Source organism: Streptomyces sp. NPDC002643 (assembly GCF_053592555.1).
In genome coordinates this window covers 44112-58312 of sequence record NZ_JBSFVY010000001.1, presented here as the reverse complement: position 1 = coordinate 58312, position 14201 = coordinate 44112, and the positions used below count along the sequence as shown (strand labels likewise).

The 14201-nt window shown below is 72.6% G+C and carries 11 protein-coding genes; 5 read left to right on the top strand and 6 right to left on the bottom strand.

Annotated features, from left to right (window positions below; all coding sequences use genetic code 11):
* Positions 1-211: 211 nt before the first annotated feature.
* Entirely contained in the window at positions 212-1840 is a 1629-nt protein-coding gene (locus tag ACWD4G_RS00260) for an MFS transporter (protein ID WP_451289781.1), read from the bottom strand.
* A gap of 348 nt (positions 1841-2188) precedes the next feature.
* Between ACWD4G_RS00260 and ACWD4G_RS00255 the strand changes: the two genes are divergently transcribed.
* Both ACWD4G_RS00255 and ACWD4G_RS00250 read left to right on the top strand, forming a co-directional pair.
* Positions 2189-3340 (top strand): glycosyltransferase family 39 protein, encoded by a 1152-nt coding sequence (locus ACWD4G_RS00255; protein WP_451289780.1) that lies wholly within the window; start codon positions 2189-2191, stop codon positions 3338-3340.
* A gap of 249 nt (positions 3341-3589) precedes the next feature.
* The gene (locus ACWD4G_RS00250) at positions 3590-4618 is read left to right on the top strand and encodes a phosphatase PAP2 family protein (RefSeq protein ID WP_451289779.1); all 1029 of its coding nucleotides are present in this window, start codon (positions 3590-3592) and stop codon (positions 4616-4618) included.
* 111 nt (positions 4619-4729) lie between these two features.
* Here ACWD4G_RS00250 and ACWD4G_RS00245 read toward each other — a convergent pair whose 3' ends face one another.
* From ACWD4G_RS00245 to ACWD4G_RS00225, 5 genes are all read right to left on the bottom strand, one after another.
* A complete protein-coding gene (locus ACWD4G_RS00245) occupies positions 4730-4945 on the bottom strand; it encodes an I78 family peptidase inhibitor (RefSeq protein ID WP_451289778.1) in 216 nt (71 codons plus the stop codon).
* Positions 4946-5297: 352 nt separating this feature from the next.
* Positions 5298-6182, bottom strand: a complete 885-nt coding sequence (locus ACWD4G_RS00240; protein WP_451289777.1) for a hypothetical protein — start codon at positions 6180-6182, stop codon at positions 5298-5300.
* Complete coding sequence (locus ACWD4G_RS00235; RefSeq protein WP_451289776.1) at positions 6179-7441, bottom strand: glycosyltransferase family 4 protein; 1263 nt, start codon at positions 7439-7441, stop codon at positions 6179-6181. The genes ACWD4G_RS00240 and ACWD4G_RS00235 overlap by 4 nt, the downstream gene beginning before the upstream one ends.
* Before the next feature lie 190 nt (positions 7442-7631).
* Positions 7632-8954, bottom strand: a complete 1323-nt coding sequence (locus ACWD4G_RS00230) for an ABC transporter substrate-binding protein (protein WP_451289774.1) — start codon at positions 8952-8954, stop codon at positions 7632-7634.
* The gene (locus ACWD4G_RS00225; protein ID WP_451289773.1) at positions 8923-9522 is read right to left on the bottom strand and encodes a hypothetical protein; all 600 of its coding nucleotides are present in this window, start codon (positions 9520-9522) and stop codon (positions 8923-8925) included. The genes ACWD4G_RS00230 and ACWD4G_RS00225 overlap by 32 nt, the downstream gene beginning before the upstream one ends.
* A 129-nt stretch (positions 9523-9651) precedes the next feature.
* Between ACWD4G_RS00225 and ACWD4G_RS00220 the strand changes: the two genes are divergently transcribed.
* From ACWD4G_RS00220 to ACWD4G_RS00210, 3 genes are read left to right on the top strand one after another with little or no spacing between them, the layout of a single operon-like run.
* A complete protein-coding gene (locus ACWD4G_RS00220; protein ID WP_451289772.1) occupies positions 9652-10146 on the top strand; it encodes a hypothetical protein in 495 nt (164 codons plus the stop codon).
* Positions 10146-13472 carry an ABC transporter permease subunit gene (locus tag ACWD4G_RS00215; protein ID WP_451289771.1) on the top strand — a complete coding sequence of 1109 codons (3327 nt, stop codon included), beginning with the start codon at positions 10146-10148 and terminating at the stop codon, positions 13470-13472. The genes ACWD4G_RS00220 and ACWD4G_RS00215 overlap by 1 nt, the downstream gene beginning before the upstream one ends.
* Positions 13469-14107: an ABC transporter ATP-binding protein gene (locus ACWD4G_RS00210; RefSeq protein WP_451289770.1), complete on the top strand. Its 639-nt coding sequence runs from the start codon at positions 13469-13471 to the stop codon at positions 14105-14107. Before ACWD4G_RS00215 ends, ACWD4G_RS00210 begins: the two co-directional genes overlap by 4 nt.
* Positions 14108-14201 lie beyond the last annotated feature (94 nt).

Here is a 14201-nt window from a genome sequence, read left to right as displayed (position 1 = left end):
GGCTGGTCGCGCAGTTCCCCGCGACCCTGAAGGGGCGCGGCCCTGCCGCCCACTCGTCATAGCTGCGGGCAATCGCGCCGCTAAGGCGGCGCCCACCCAGCAGTCGTCGTAGCTGCGGGCAATCGCACGGGTGGGCGCAGCGGCACCCTGTCAGCGCCGGTAAGCGAAACCCCGCCCCTCGCTCAGCCCCAGCAGAGGGCGCCGCACAGTCTCAGCGCACCGACTCCGCCCGTACCGCCTGCTTCGGTGCCGCCGTCTCCTCGCGAGGTCCAGGAACATCGGCCGTCCCCCCGGCAGGGACCCCGCACTCCATCGCCCTAGGCAACCGCAACGCCATCACCGCGCCCAGCACCAACAACCCCGCGCTCACCAGCAGCGTCAGATGAAGCCCGTGCACGAACGAATCCCGGGCGGCATGCCGCAGGGCGTCCCCCGGTGGGCCCCCGAGTCGCTCGGCGACCTCGTACGCCTCCCCGAGCGAGTGCCCGGCGGCACGGGAGGCCGATGACGGCACCCCCTCCACCGACGACAGCCCGGGGGCATACGCGGCGTTCATGACGCTGCCGAGGAGGGCGATGCCGATACCGGCGCCCAGCTGGTAGGAGGTCTCACCGATCGCGGCGGCCCCGCCGGCCGAGGAGGTGGGCGCCTCGCTCAGCATCGACTCGTAGGCGCCGAAGAGGGTCGTCTCCAGGCCGAAGCCCAGCAGGACGAACCCGGCGAGCAGCAGACCCGCGTTGTCGTGGCGTCCCATGGCCGTCAGCAGGACCACGGCGAACGCGGTGAGGCAGAAGCCGAGGGAGACCATGCGGCGCGGTCCGAAGCGGTGGAGCATATGGGAGCCGGCGAGCCCGGCGGCCATGGCGGCGATGGTCAGCGGCAGCAGTCGTAGGCCCGTCTCCAGGGGGGAGAGCCCGAGGACCAGTTGCAGATACTGCGCGGCGATCAGTTCGAGGCCCACCAGGGCGAGCATGGCCAGCACGATGCAGCCGACCGAGGTGCTGAACGCCGGGCGGGCGAAGAGCCGCAGGTCCACCAGGGGATGCGCCCGGCGCCGCTGGCGTCGTACGAAGAGGGCCAGCAGCCCGGCGCCGGTGAGCAGGGCCAGTGCCGTGACGGGGTCGAAGGGCGGGTGTCCGCCGCCGAGGCGTTTGACGGTGAAGACGACGGCGAAGAGACCGGCGGCGGCCATGAGGGCGCCGATCACGTCCCAGGGGCCGTCGCGGTCGCCGGTCGACTCGGGCAGGAGAAGACGGCCGATGGGCAGGCTGACCAGCATCAGCGGGATGTTGACGAGGAAGACCGAGCCCCACCAGAAGTGTTCGAGGAGGAACCCGCCGAGGAGGGGGCCCACGGCGGCGCCGACGGCCGCGACCGCGCTCCAGATGCCGATGGCGAGCGCCCGTTCGCGCCGGTCGGGGAAGACCTGGCGGAGGATGGAGAGCGTCGCGGGCATGATCATGGCGCCGCCGACGCCGAGCAGGGCGCGGGCCGCGATGAGGACCTGGGGGTTGTCGGCGACGGCCGCGAGTGCGGAGGCGAGGCCGAAGAGTCCGTAGCCGAGGAGCAGAATCCTTCTGCGGCCGACCCGGTCGCCGAGCGTGCCGAAGAGGATCAGCAGCGAGGCGCAGACGAGCGGGTAGGCGTCGACGATCCAGAGCAGTTCCATGGCGCTCGGCCTGATGTCCTCGGTGACGGCGGGCACCGCCACATGCAGCACCGTGGCGTCGACGGCCACGAGCAGCAGACTCACGCAGAGGACGACGAGGACGACCCAGCGGTTGGCACCGGCCCCGGCCTGCCAACGGCGTCGCGCAGCGGCCGTGGGCGTCCCGGACATGTACGTACCTCCCAGATGCTCTCGCGTTCGGCGGAAACCGACGGGGTGGGGACTTCCCGGCGGCTACGGTCCGGAGGAGCGGTGTCCCGGACCCGCGCAACGAGGCGAGTGAGCCGTCAGGGTACGCGAGTCCCGGCCGGTGGAACGTGGCGGGAGTCTCATGGAAGCTTCCTACGGCATGTGGCGTACACCACGGCATGGGCCGTCCACGAGTCCTCCACGGGCCCTTCATCACCCGCCCCCGCCTCGCGATGATCACCCGTCCGTGGTCGGTCCGTCACCGTCTCTTGAGGGTGACCACGTGCGAGACGTCCCGGCCGGTTCCTGATGCCGCCGATAATCGAGCGCGTGACCGATCTCGATACGCGCCCGGCGGCGCCGCTGCTGCGCAGGGCCGCCCCCGCGCTCCTCGGGTACGCCGCCGTGCGCGCCCTGGGCCTGGTGGCCCTGGCCGTGTGGAGCGCCGCGCGCGACAAGAGCGCCCTCACGCTGCTGTCGGCCCGCTGGGACTCGCTCTGGTACACGAGGGTGGCGGAGCTGGGCTACGGCTACGAGGTGCGGCTGCCGAACGGCGACATCCACTCGAACCTCGCGTTCTTCCCGCTGCTGCCCTGGCTGGAGCGGGCGGTGTCGGCGGTGACGCCGCTGTCGTACGCGCATGCCGGTCTCGTGGTGAGCACACTGGCCTCGCTGGGCGCCGCCTGGGGGATCTTCGCCGTGGTCGATCATGTGTACGGCCGCCGCGTCGGGGTGTGCGCCGTACTGCTGTGGGCGGTGCTGCCGGTCGGGATCGTCCAGTCGATGGCGTACACGGAGTCGCTCTTCACGGCGCTGGCCGCCTGGTCGCTGTACGCGGTGCTGACCGGTCGCTGGGTGGCCGCGGGGGCGCTGGCCGCGCTCGCGGGGTTGACCCGGCCGGTGGGGGTCGCGGTGGTGGCGGCGGTGTGGGTGGCCGCGTGGATGTCCGCGCGCCGGAGTGGAGCTGCATCGGAGGGCTCACTCGTCCGGTCGCGCGCCGTCGGTGTGCTTCTCGCGCCCCTCGGTTCCGCCGGTTACGTCCTGTGGGTCGGCCATCGAACGGGCAAGGGACCGCTCGGTTATCTCGATGTCCAGGCGGGGTGGCGGAACGGTTTCGACGGCGGTTACGCCTTCGCCCGTTTCGTCGCCGACAAGTTCACGTCCCTCCCCTCGGCCCTGGCCGGTGTGGGACTGATCGTCGGGGTGGCGTCAGTCGTTTGGCTGTACGTCACCTGTGTACGTCGGCGCCAGCCGCTGCCGCTCCTCGTGTACACGGGGCTCGTGACCGCGCTGGCCCTGTGCGCGTCGAGCTACTTCGGCTCGAAACCACGGCTGCTGATGCCCGCCTTCCCCTTGCTGCTGCCCCTCGCCGACGCCCTGGCCCGGGCGAGTACGCGCAGGTCAGCGGCGATTTTGGGGGGTGCGACGGCGGTGTCGACGGTCTACGGGGCGTTCTGGCTGAACGGCTCCGGGCCGCCGTGACCGACCCGTCACCCGGGGGTACGGACGGGGAGCGGATGGATAATTCGGCGCAATCATTCGGTGAACGAATTCAAAAGCGCGGTAAAACGAGCGGTCTGCATTGCCCCATGGAATTGAAGGTCAGACGGGTGACGGATTCGCCATTCAGCAGAAATAAACATCATTCTGAGAGCAATCCCACATCACGGCGTCATCACAAAGCCGGTGATTCACGTCGCGTAGCCACTCACTCGCTGTAACGTCGATTGAGTGCGTACCGAACGAATGCCGACCCGTCTTGTGGACCGGGTCTTCTCCAGGCTGGACCGAGAGCCGGAACGACCGGTCCACATCAATGTGCCGGTGATGACCCGGCACAGGGTCGTGCTCTTCGCCTCGACCCTGGCCTTCTACATCGCCATCGTGTGGGCCGTGGTGATCACGTCGTGGCTCGTCCGGCTCGACTGGCAGATCATGTTCTTCCGGCCGTACCAGCAGTGGAAGGAGATCCACGCCTTCCTCGACTACTACGTGGTCCTCGGCCAGCGCGGTCCCACCGCCGTGATGGTCGCCGCCTGGCTGGGCTGGCGCTCCTGGCGGCAGCACACCCTGCGCCCGCTGCTCGCCCTCGGGGTCTCGCTGCTGCTGCTGAACGTCACGGTCGGCGCCGCGAAGATCGGGATGGGCCGGCTCGGCCCGCATTACGCCACCGAGATCGGCTCCAACGAGATGTGGCTCGGCGGCGACATATTTCCTTCGGGGCACACCGCGAACGCCGTGGTGACCTGGGGCATCCTCGCCTATCTGGCGTCGACCCCGAGGGCCCGGCGCTGGCTGTCCGCGCTGTCGGCCGTGACCTCGCTCGGCGTCGGCCTGACCACGGTCTACCTCGGTACGCACTGGCTGAGCGATGTGGTGCTGGGCTGGGCCGCCGGGCTGCTGATCCTGCTGGCGCTGCCCTGGTTCGAGCCGCTGATCGCCCGCGCCGAGACCTGGATCTTCTCGCTGCGGGACCGCTGGCGCGAACGCCGTACGGCGCCTCTCCCGGCGCCCGCCGCCGTGGAGCCCGCCCCGCTGCGGGGAGCAGATGAGGAGCCCGTTGCCGCCCCCGACACGACCATCGCGGCCCGCTCGGCCCGTGCGGCGCTGCCGCCCGTGCAGCCGCTCCATCTGGCCCCCGGACCGCATATGACCAGGTCGGAGCGGAGCCCGGTCACCCCGATCGGCTCCCGCAGGCCGCCTCACGCGGACCGGGTGACCCGGGGCGCGAGTTCGGCCCGCCCGGTCGCGGGAGGCTGACACGAGACAGCGGGGCCACCGGTACGCACACCCGAGGCCCGCACGCGAAGGCCCGGCTCTCCGCGCGAGAGCCGGGCCTTCGCGGTCTTCGTCGGACCTGTCTTCTCGTCCTCAGCCCTTCCAGGCCCGCTTCACCCGGCCGTCCTCGACCTCGAAGTTCAGCCGGCCGAAGCGGTACTCCATGGTGATGATCGCGCCCGGCGGCAGCTTTCTGACGGTCGACCAGCCGTGCTCATGGGCTCGGCGCTCGGCGTTCGGGGCCTCCAGACCGACGTAGGCGTCGGGGTTGTCCCTGGGTTCTTCGGACGGCGTGGGAATGGGTGCCATGACCGCCACGTTAGGCGGCCGAAGGGCCCCTGTCCTCCCGCAGTCACGTTTCTGTCACAGAACCACGACACGCGATTCCGCCTCCGGGAATCCCCGGTCGGCGCATCGGCCGTCACACGTACGGGCGGTTCCGTACTCCTTCCGTACGCCGGCGGATGCAATTCCGGGGCGGTTCGGCAGCGTCGCGAATAGCCCGCCGGAAAGCACACCACCGGCTGTGTCCGAGGCGTGTGTCCGGCCATTTCGGCGCGTTATCCCGGACGGCTCCGAGAAGTCGGCACCTCATGAGAAATACACATTTCCAGCACACTTCCCCCCTACGCGCCGCTCCCCCAACCGCCGCTCGACGGGCTCAGCCCGCCGAGGTCACCGTGACGGACAGGTCGTTGTCGGCGGTGTAGCGCGGCCCGGCGTCCACCGGCCCGTGCTCGGTCTCGGCGCGGACCGTCGGATAGACGAACACCGGGGCCTTCTCGACGATGTCGTCCAACAGCCGCGCGATGCGCACCCTCGGCCCGGCCTCCCCGTCGGGGCGCAGCCACAGCTCCCAGGTGCCGGGGCGGAGGGTGCCGTAGTCCACAGTGAAGCGGAGCCTGCCCTGCTCGGCGGTGAGTTCGGCCCGAACGGTCTCCGACTCCTGGCCGGTGACCTCGATGTACGCCTCCGCCGTCGGCTCCACGCCGTACGCGCGGGCCGTCACCGTCACACCGCTCCCGCCGATGTGGAGTTCGCCCGCCTCGACGTGCGGGGAGCGCTCCCAGGCGCGGACGGTGAGGTTGCCGTGCTTGGTGGCGTACGGGACGCGGACGGCGATACGGGCGCCCGGGGTGGGGGCGCGGTCGACTAGGGCGCGCAGGTCGTTGAGGCCGGGGGTGAGGCGGCGGGGTTCGCCGTCGGACAGCTGGACGTAGGCGTCCCAGCGGCCCTCGGGGAGGGCGACGGCACTGGGCAGCGCGGCCCGGAGGCGGCCGTTCGCGACCGGGGTGAGCGGCAGGCTCACGCGTTCCTCGGTGCCCCGGAGGTGGAGGACGAGATGGGCGGGGGCGGGTGCGCCGCGGTCGTCGATGTCGAAGGTCAGACCGCCCGCGGAGTCGGCGACGCAGTCGGCGCGCGGGGGCTGCGCGGCGGTGCCGTCCGCGTCGTTCCCCCGCGCGGCCCGCACCGGGGTCCGGCTCGTGGTCCGGCTCGGGGTGGGCTTCGGGGTCTGCTTCATGGTCCGTTCTGCCTGCGTCGTCATGCGGTGCTCCCCTTGCGGAAGGCGGAACGGCCGGCGTCCCGGACGGCGTAGGCGCCGCCCAGCAGGGCGCCACGGGTGCGGTGCAGGGAGCCGCGCATCCGGCTCAGCGGGGAGGCGGCGCCACGGGTGGCCAGGCCGGCGAAGAGCGTCTCGTAGCGTTCGGCGATACGGGCCGGGTCGAAGCGCTCGGAGTCCTTGAGCGCCGCGTGGGCCATCTGCTGCCGCTTGGCGTCGTCGTTGATGAGTTCGAGCAGTCCGCCGGCGATGGCCTTGACGCTGCCGACCTTGACCAGGCGGCCGTCGACACCGTCGTCGATGATCTCGCCGGGGCCGTGCGGGCAGTCGGTGGAGACCACCGGCAGGCCGCAGCGCATGGCCTCGACGATGGTCATGCCGAACGACTCCAGGCTGGAGGTGACGGCCGCGATGGAGCCCTTGGCCCACTCGGGCTCGATGGGGTTGGCGGGGCCCATGAGATAGACGTGGTTGTAGAGGCCCAGTTTGTCGACGAGGGCGCGGAGTTTGTCCTTCTGCTTGCCGCCGCCGTAGATGCGCAGCCGCCAGTCGGGCCGCTCCTCGCGCACCTTGTCGAAGGCCTTGACGAGCAGGTCGTACCGCTTCACGGGGGCGAGCCGGCCGGCGGCGACGACCCATTTGCCGGTGCCGTCGGCCGGGTCGACGCCCGGGGCCGGGACCGGGTTGGGGACGGCCTGGAGACGGACTCCGGGCAGCCGCATCTTCGAGGCGTACGCGCGGGCGTCGGCCTCGGTGGTCGTGGTGAGCGCGTCGAGACGCGGGTAGACACCGCGCAGGGTGGCCCGCAGGGCGGCCGAGTGGCTGTCGAGGGTGAGGTGCTCCTGGCCGACCCGGATCGGGCCGCGCCGGGTCTGCCGGGCCATGTGGACGTTCAGCCCGGGCCGGGTGCCGACCAGGACGTCGGCGTCGACCGAGGCGAGGTGCTCGGCGATGCGCCGGTCGGTGAGGGCGCTGTACTGCTGGTAGCGCCCCTCGGCGCGCGGGAAGAACGTGGCGGGGCGCTCCAGATCGGCGTGGCCCTTGTCGGCGCCGCCCTCGCGGATGTCGACCAGGGCGCGCAGCCGGACCCTGGGGTCGACGGAGAAGACGGGCTCGTCACGGTGGCGGAAGACGGAGACGACCTCGACGTCGTGCTGCTCGGCCAGGGTGTTCGCGAGGTTGTACGTCGTACGGATCGTCCCGCCTATGCCGTACGCGTTGTGTATGAGGAAAGAGATGTGCATGCGTCCCCCGGGCCCCCTGTTTTCTGTTTTCCCTGGTCGTCCATGAATCGCGGTGCTGGTCCACCGCCGCACGGTTAGACCCCGGACATCCGGGAAGGGTTGGGTGCCGGTTGAGTGCCCATATCAAGTCGTTCCGCAACGGTTGCCGGATCGATAGCGGTTCGAGGGAACCTGTTCGCCCTGACAGTCATCAGGGGCGATACGGCAACTGCGGGACGTCGAAGCAGGTGTGGTTCATGTCGCCCTGGCCGACCCAGCCCTCGTCGTCCTGCCAGCGGGCCACGGAGACACAGGTGTCGCGGGTCTTCGGGGGTTCGGGGAGCCGTTCGAAGCGGACGGGGAGGAGCAACCCGTCGGCGGTGTAGGGCTCGTCGCGGTTCATGAACCGGTCGACGCACGCGCGCGTGACGCCCTCCTCGGTGGCCGCGCACGAGGTCGCCGCGTCCGTGAACCACATGGCGGCCGCCCAGCCCTCCAACTGCCACTGGGAGTGCGTCTTCAGCCCTTTCGTGGCGTCCCGGAATTCACGTACGGCCTCGTCACCGGTGTCCTCGAAGTTGCGGCTGGAGCCGGTGGCCCACAGGGAGTTGCGGCAGTTCGGGGCGTCCTCGTAGTCGTCGGCGACCGTGGAGGTCCAGTTCTGGACGTTGGTGACCTTGGCGGTGACCTCGGCGCCGATGTCGTCCATGGCCTGGCAGAGACGGGCGTTGCCGTGGCTGTCGATGGCGTCGAAGACCAGGTCGACGTCCCCCTCCTTGATGTCGGCGGCGACGGCACGGAAGTTGGGCAGCGCGAAGTCGACCTGCTCGGTGACCACCTCGTACCCCTCCGCCTTCAGTCCGTCGACGATCAGCCGGGCGTACGCGGCGGACGCGGCCTGGTTGTACGACACCACGGCGGCTGTACGGGCCCCGTGCTCGCGCTTGAAGTAGCGGTACACCTCGGTGCCGCCGTACTGCTCGCCGTCCCAGCCGGTGGTGCCATTCCTGGGCGCGAGGCTGCCGTAGATGCTGTACAGGTGCGGGTAGGTGTCGTACGCGGGGCCGATGGGCTGGCCGCCGATGTCGGGCACGCGCGCGTGGGCGACGCGGGAGGCGCCCGCGTAGTCGAGGGCGGTGGTGGCGACGAGGGCCACCACCTCGTCCTCGTCGACCAGTTGGTGCACGCACTCGTTGTTGCCGACGCCGCTGCCCCCGTCGTCGCACTCGCGCACCTCGACCCGGCGGCCGTCGATGCCGCCGCGCGCGTTGAGCGCGTCGAAGTACGCCTTCGCGCCGTCGCGCGGCCCGGTGAACGCGGCGCCTCCCACAGGGCTGGTGACGCTGGTGATGATGCCGACGCGCAGGGGCTCGCGGTTCTCCGGGCTCTCCGGAGCGGTGGCGGTCGTGTCCCGGCGTTCGAAGTCGCTCTCCGGCAGGCGGCTGCCGCAGGCCGTGGCCATGGCCGTCGCCGACAGGAGCAGCAGTCCGACCGCTACGGCCTCAGCAGCCCGGCAGCGACGACGCGTTCGCATTGCCGCTCAGCGCGACGAGCCCGCACAGCGTCTTGACGGACACCTTCCAGGTGCCGTCCTGCTCGACGGCCGTCCCGGAGGCGTCGGGCAGGGCCGTGGCGCCCTCCAGAAGCAGCGTGTACGTGACATCGGCATCGGTCGGCGAGGTGAACGTGACCTTCTGGACCTCGGCCTCCACCTGTCCGCCGCGCTCGTCCCCGCTGAACGCCGCGAGCACCGGCCCCATGCGTTCACCGTTCTCCAGGACGGCCTGCTTCTCCTCGGTGGAGGTCTTGGGGTCGAAGAACGTCTTCCAGTTCTTCTTGATCTCCTGCTCGGCCGCCGCCGTGTCCGCGGGCCCGCTCGCGCTGGGGCTCTCCTCGGCGGGCTCGCTGGTCGTCCGCTCCACCGAAGGGGTCGGGGGCGTCGCGTCGCCGCCACCGCCGCCGCTGTCGTCGCCGCACGCCGCGAGGGCCGGGGCGAGGAAGAGCGCGAGGGCGGCGGCCAGCGCCGTACTCCGTCCCCGTGCCCTGGGGCCATGGCCGCCCCGCCGTCCGTTCGCCCGCCTGAGGTCGCTCCCGAGAACCATCTGGCTCACCACCGGGTGTCGGTCCGGGCGGTAGGCGCCCGGTGCTTTCAGGGTCAGCTTGCAGGGGGCATAGTGCAAGCCAACCGCTGAGATGAGAACCGTCAGGCACACCACGTGTGGGAGTCACGGATGCGGACAACCCGACTGCGGACCACGCGCCCTCTCCTCTGGGCCGGTTGGGCCGCGCTCGCCGCCGGTGCCGTGCTGTGTGTCGTGGGCTGGTACGGCGTCTCGGGGGAACGCTTCGCCGAACGACAGCTGCCCTATCTGGCCTCCAGCACGATCCCGGGGGCCGCCCTGATCGTCGCGGGCGCGATCCTCCTCGCCCAGGGCAGGAACGCCCGGGCCGCCGCGCGGGTCGAGGAACTGTACGGCCTCCTGGTCGCCCCCGAGCCGGCGAACGCCGACGAGCCGGGCCCGGAGGCGGCGGCCTCGGCCACCAGCGGCACCCTGCTCATGGTCCCCGGCGGCACCCTGTGGCACCGCGCCGACTGCCCCCTGGTGGCCGCCAAGCCGGAGGCGCTACCGGTGGACTCCCGGGTGCTGGCGAGCGGCGAACTGCGTCCGTGCCCCATTTGTGAGGCCCCCGCCCCCGGCACTTCGGGTGAGCCCGAGGAGGGCTGATGGCCTCCTTGACGTACGAGCTCACGCTCGCCGGGCTGTCGGTCGGGAGCGCGGCGGCGCTCACCGGGGTCGGGCTGGTCGTGACGTACCGGGCGACCGGGGTGCTGAACTTCGCGCACGGGGCCGTCGCGATGGTGTGCGCGTATCTGCTGCGGCAGCTCACCGTGGAGTGGGGGTGGCCGCTGTGGCTCGGTGCCTCGGTGACCCTGCTGGTGGTGGCGCCCGGCATCGGCCTGGCCCTGGAACGCCTCGTCTTCCGCCCGCTCGCCGTACTCGGTGGCGATCCCACGCAGACCCTCGTGGCCTCCATCGGTGTCTTCGTCCTCCTCGTCGGCGGGGCGACGCTGGTGTGGGGCCAGGGGGCGCGGGACGACGCGCCGACGCTGATCTCGGCGGACCCATGGGGACAACTGGCGGTGGCCCTGGCGGTCGCGGCGGCCGTGGGCGCGGTGACGTACGCGACCCGCTTCGGCCGTGAACTGCGCGCCGTCGTGGACGACCGGTCCCTGGCCGTCCTCGGTGGTATCGACGCGGACCGGGTGGCCGCCGCGGGGTGGGCGTTCGGCTCGTTCACGGCCGGTCTGACCGGGGTGCTGCTCGCCCCCTACGTACGCCTCGACCCGTACGGGATGCCGCTGCTGGTGATGGAGGTGGTGGCCGTGGCGGTCGCCGCGCGGATGCGGAGTCTGCCGGTGGCCGTGGTGGTGGCGCTGGGCATCGGCGTCGCGCAGAGCCAGCTGACCCGGCTGCACCCCTCCGGCTGGGCCGAGCCCCTGGTCCAGTCCGTCGGCGCCAACCTCTTCGTGGTCGCCCTGCTGATCGCCGCGCTGGTCCTGCCGGGTGTGGGCGCCCGCGACGCCCTCCCCCGTACGGCGACGGCGCAGCCGGAACCCCCGGCCGGGACCTGGCTCGTGGCGCTGATCCTCTTCCTCCTCCCCCTCGGCTTCGCGGGCGCGGACCTGCACACCTCCGTCCAGGTTCCGGCGCTGGCGGTGATCCTGCTGTCCCTGGTCGTGGTGACGGGCCGGGGCGGACAGATCTCGCTGGGCCAGGCGGCGTACGCGGGCCTGGGCGCCCTGTTCACGGCGCTGCTGGCGGCGGGCCGCTTCCCCTTCCTCCCGGCCCTCCCCGAACTGACCGCCCTGCTGCTGGCCGTGCTCCTGGTGGCCCCGCTCGGCCTGCTCACCGGCCGACCCGCCATCAGCCGCCACGGCCTGGCGCTCGCCCTGGCGACCTTCGCGGTGGGCGTCGCGGTCAGCCGTTTCGTCTTCGCCCAGCCGTACGCGACCTCGGGCCTGACCGTCTCCCGCCCCACGGGCTTCGAGGGCGACCGCGCGTACTACGTCCTGGAGTTGGCCCTGCTGACCTGCGCGCTTCTGTCGGTCCAGGCCCTGCGCCGGGGCCGCACGGGCCGAGCCCTGGCCGCCCTGCGGGACCACGAGGCAGGCGCAGCGGCAGCGGGCGTCCAGGTCCCGTCCCTCAAACTCACCGCCTTCGTCGCGGGCGCCGCCCTGGCCGCCCTCGGCGGAGCCATGCTCGCCCTGGGCCTGCGCGCCTTCGACCCCACCGCCTACGACCCCGTCCGCAGCCTCCTCTGGTTCACCGCGATCGTGGTCCTGGGCGCCGACAGCACATGGGGCGCGCTCGCGGGCGCCGCACTGCTGGTGGGCCTGGACGCGGGCACGGAGGGCGGCGTGGCCGCGGCCGTGATCGGCGTACTGGCGGTACTGGTGGGCCGCTTGCCGAACGGTCCCTGGGAGGCGGTGCGGACGGGGGTGGAGCGATTGAGCACGCGGAGGAGAGGGACACTGACGCCTGCGGGGGTACGGGTTCGGGGGCGAGTGCAGGGACGGGTACGCGTACAGGCGCGGGTACGGGCACCGGCACGCGGCGCGCAGCCGGGAGCGGGAGGGACGAGGCCGACGGGCGGGGCGAAGCCGACGGGCGGGGTCGAGCTGACGGCCGGCACACAGCCGAAGGCCGAAGCGGAGCCCACGGGCGGGGCCGAGCCAGCGGCCGACACGCAGCCCACGGCCAGCACACAGCCGACCGCCGCAGCGAAGCCCACAGGCACGGCCGAGCCGACGGCCAGGGCGAGGCCCCAAGCCGATACCAGGCCGACGGTCGAAGCGAAGCCCACGGGCGAGGTCAAGCCGACGGCCAGGGCGAGGCCGGCCGGCAGGGCCAAGCCCACAGCCGGCACGCAGCCGACGGCCGAAGCGAAGCCCGCAGGCGGGGCCAAGTCGGCGGCCGGGGCGAGGCCGATGGCCGGAGCCAAGCCGACGGCCGACACACAGCCGAAGGCCGAAGCGGAGCCCACGGGCGGGGCCGAGCCAGCGGCCGGGGCGCGACCGGCAGGCGGGGCGAAGCCGGCGGGTGAGGCGAAGCGGCCGGAGGGCAGGGCGATGTCGGCAGGCGGTGGCAGTTGTGCTTCGCGGTGGGTGCACCGATCCGAAGCGGACGCTCGTCCCCCGGCCCTCGCCCCCGCCCCCGTTCTGCGCGCCCGCGGTCTCCACGTCTCCTACGGTGGCTTCACCGCACTCGACGGTGTCGATCTCGATGTCCTCCCCGGTCGGGTCAGCGCGGTCGTGGGGCCCAACGGGGCGGGCAAGAGCACCCTCTTCCACTGTCTCGCCGGGACGCTGCGGCCGGAGCGGGGGCGGGTCCGCCTCGGCGATCGGGACATCACCCGGCTGCCCGCGCACGCGCGTACGCGGCTCGGCATCGCCCGTACGTTCCAACAGCTGTCCGTCTTCCCGTCGTTGAGCGTGGCCGAGAACGTCCGGGTGGGTGCCGAACAGGGCCGGGCCGCCGACCCGGCGGCCGTGGAGCGGGCCCTGCGGCTGTTCCGGCTGGAGGGGCCGGTACGGGCGGCGCCCGCGGCGGGGCTGCCCACCGGGACCTTGCGGCGCGTCGAACTGGCGCGGGCGCTCGCCGGAAGCCCCCGCGTGCTGCTGCTCGACGAACCGGCCGCCGGGCTGGACACCGCCGAAGTGGCCGCCCTCACCCAGGTGCTGCGCGCCCTCGCCGCAGACGGCACCGCCCTGCTGGTCATCGAACACGACCTGGACCTCGTCGCGGACGTGGCCGATGTCGTCCACGTCATGGCGGCGGGCCGCGTCATCACCTCCGGCCCCACCGACCGAGTACTCCACGCCCTGCGACCGGTCGGCACCCCCGATCCACCAGTCCCTCCCGGCCCATCCGGCCGTTCCCGCTCTTCCGGCCCTCCCGACCTACCCGGCCCATCCAGCCCTCCTGGCCCATCCGGCCGTTCCGGCCCTCCCGGCCCTCCCGATCCACCCAGCCCGGCGGTCGGCCCATGACCCTGCTCTCGCTGCGCCGCGCCCGCGTCCGCTACGGCCCCCTGGAGGCCCTGCACGGCGTCACCCTCGCCGTGCCCGGCCCCGGCCTGACCGTGCTGTCGGGCCGCAACGGCTCCGGTCGTACGACCGTGCTGCGGGCCCTCGCCGGTACGGTGCCGCTGTCCGCCGGGGCCGTCGTGTGGGACGGGGTCGACGTGACCCGGCTGCCGGCGTACGAACGGGCCAGGCGCGGCCTCGTCCTCGTACCGGAGCGGCGGGCCGTCTTCGCCTCGCTCACCGTGCGCGAGAACCTCGAACTCGCCGCCCCCGACATCGCGTACGCCCTCGACGCCTACCCCGGGCTGGAACCGCTGCTCCCCCGCCGCGCCGGCACCCTCTCCGGCGGTGAACAGCGCATGCTGGCCCTCTCCCGCGCCCTGTCGGCACGCGCGCGTGTCGTGCTCCTGGACGAGCCCACCCAGGGGATGTCACCGCAGATCGCGGCCCGCACATACGAGTTGCTGCGGGGACTGGACGCCTGTGTGGTCGTCGCCGAGCAACGGTTGCCGCCGGGACTGCGCGGGGCGCCGGCGTTCGTGTACGAACTGCGGCGCGGGACGGTGGCGTTCGCGGGCGAGGCCGCCGAGGTGCGGTGAGGGACGGGGCGTTGAACCGGGCGCGGCCGACGACGGGGCCGCGCCCGGTGGCACGGAGCGGGTCCCACCCGGGGTGCGTGCCGGATGGGACCCG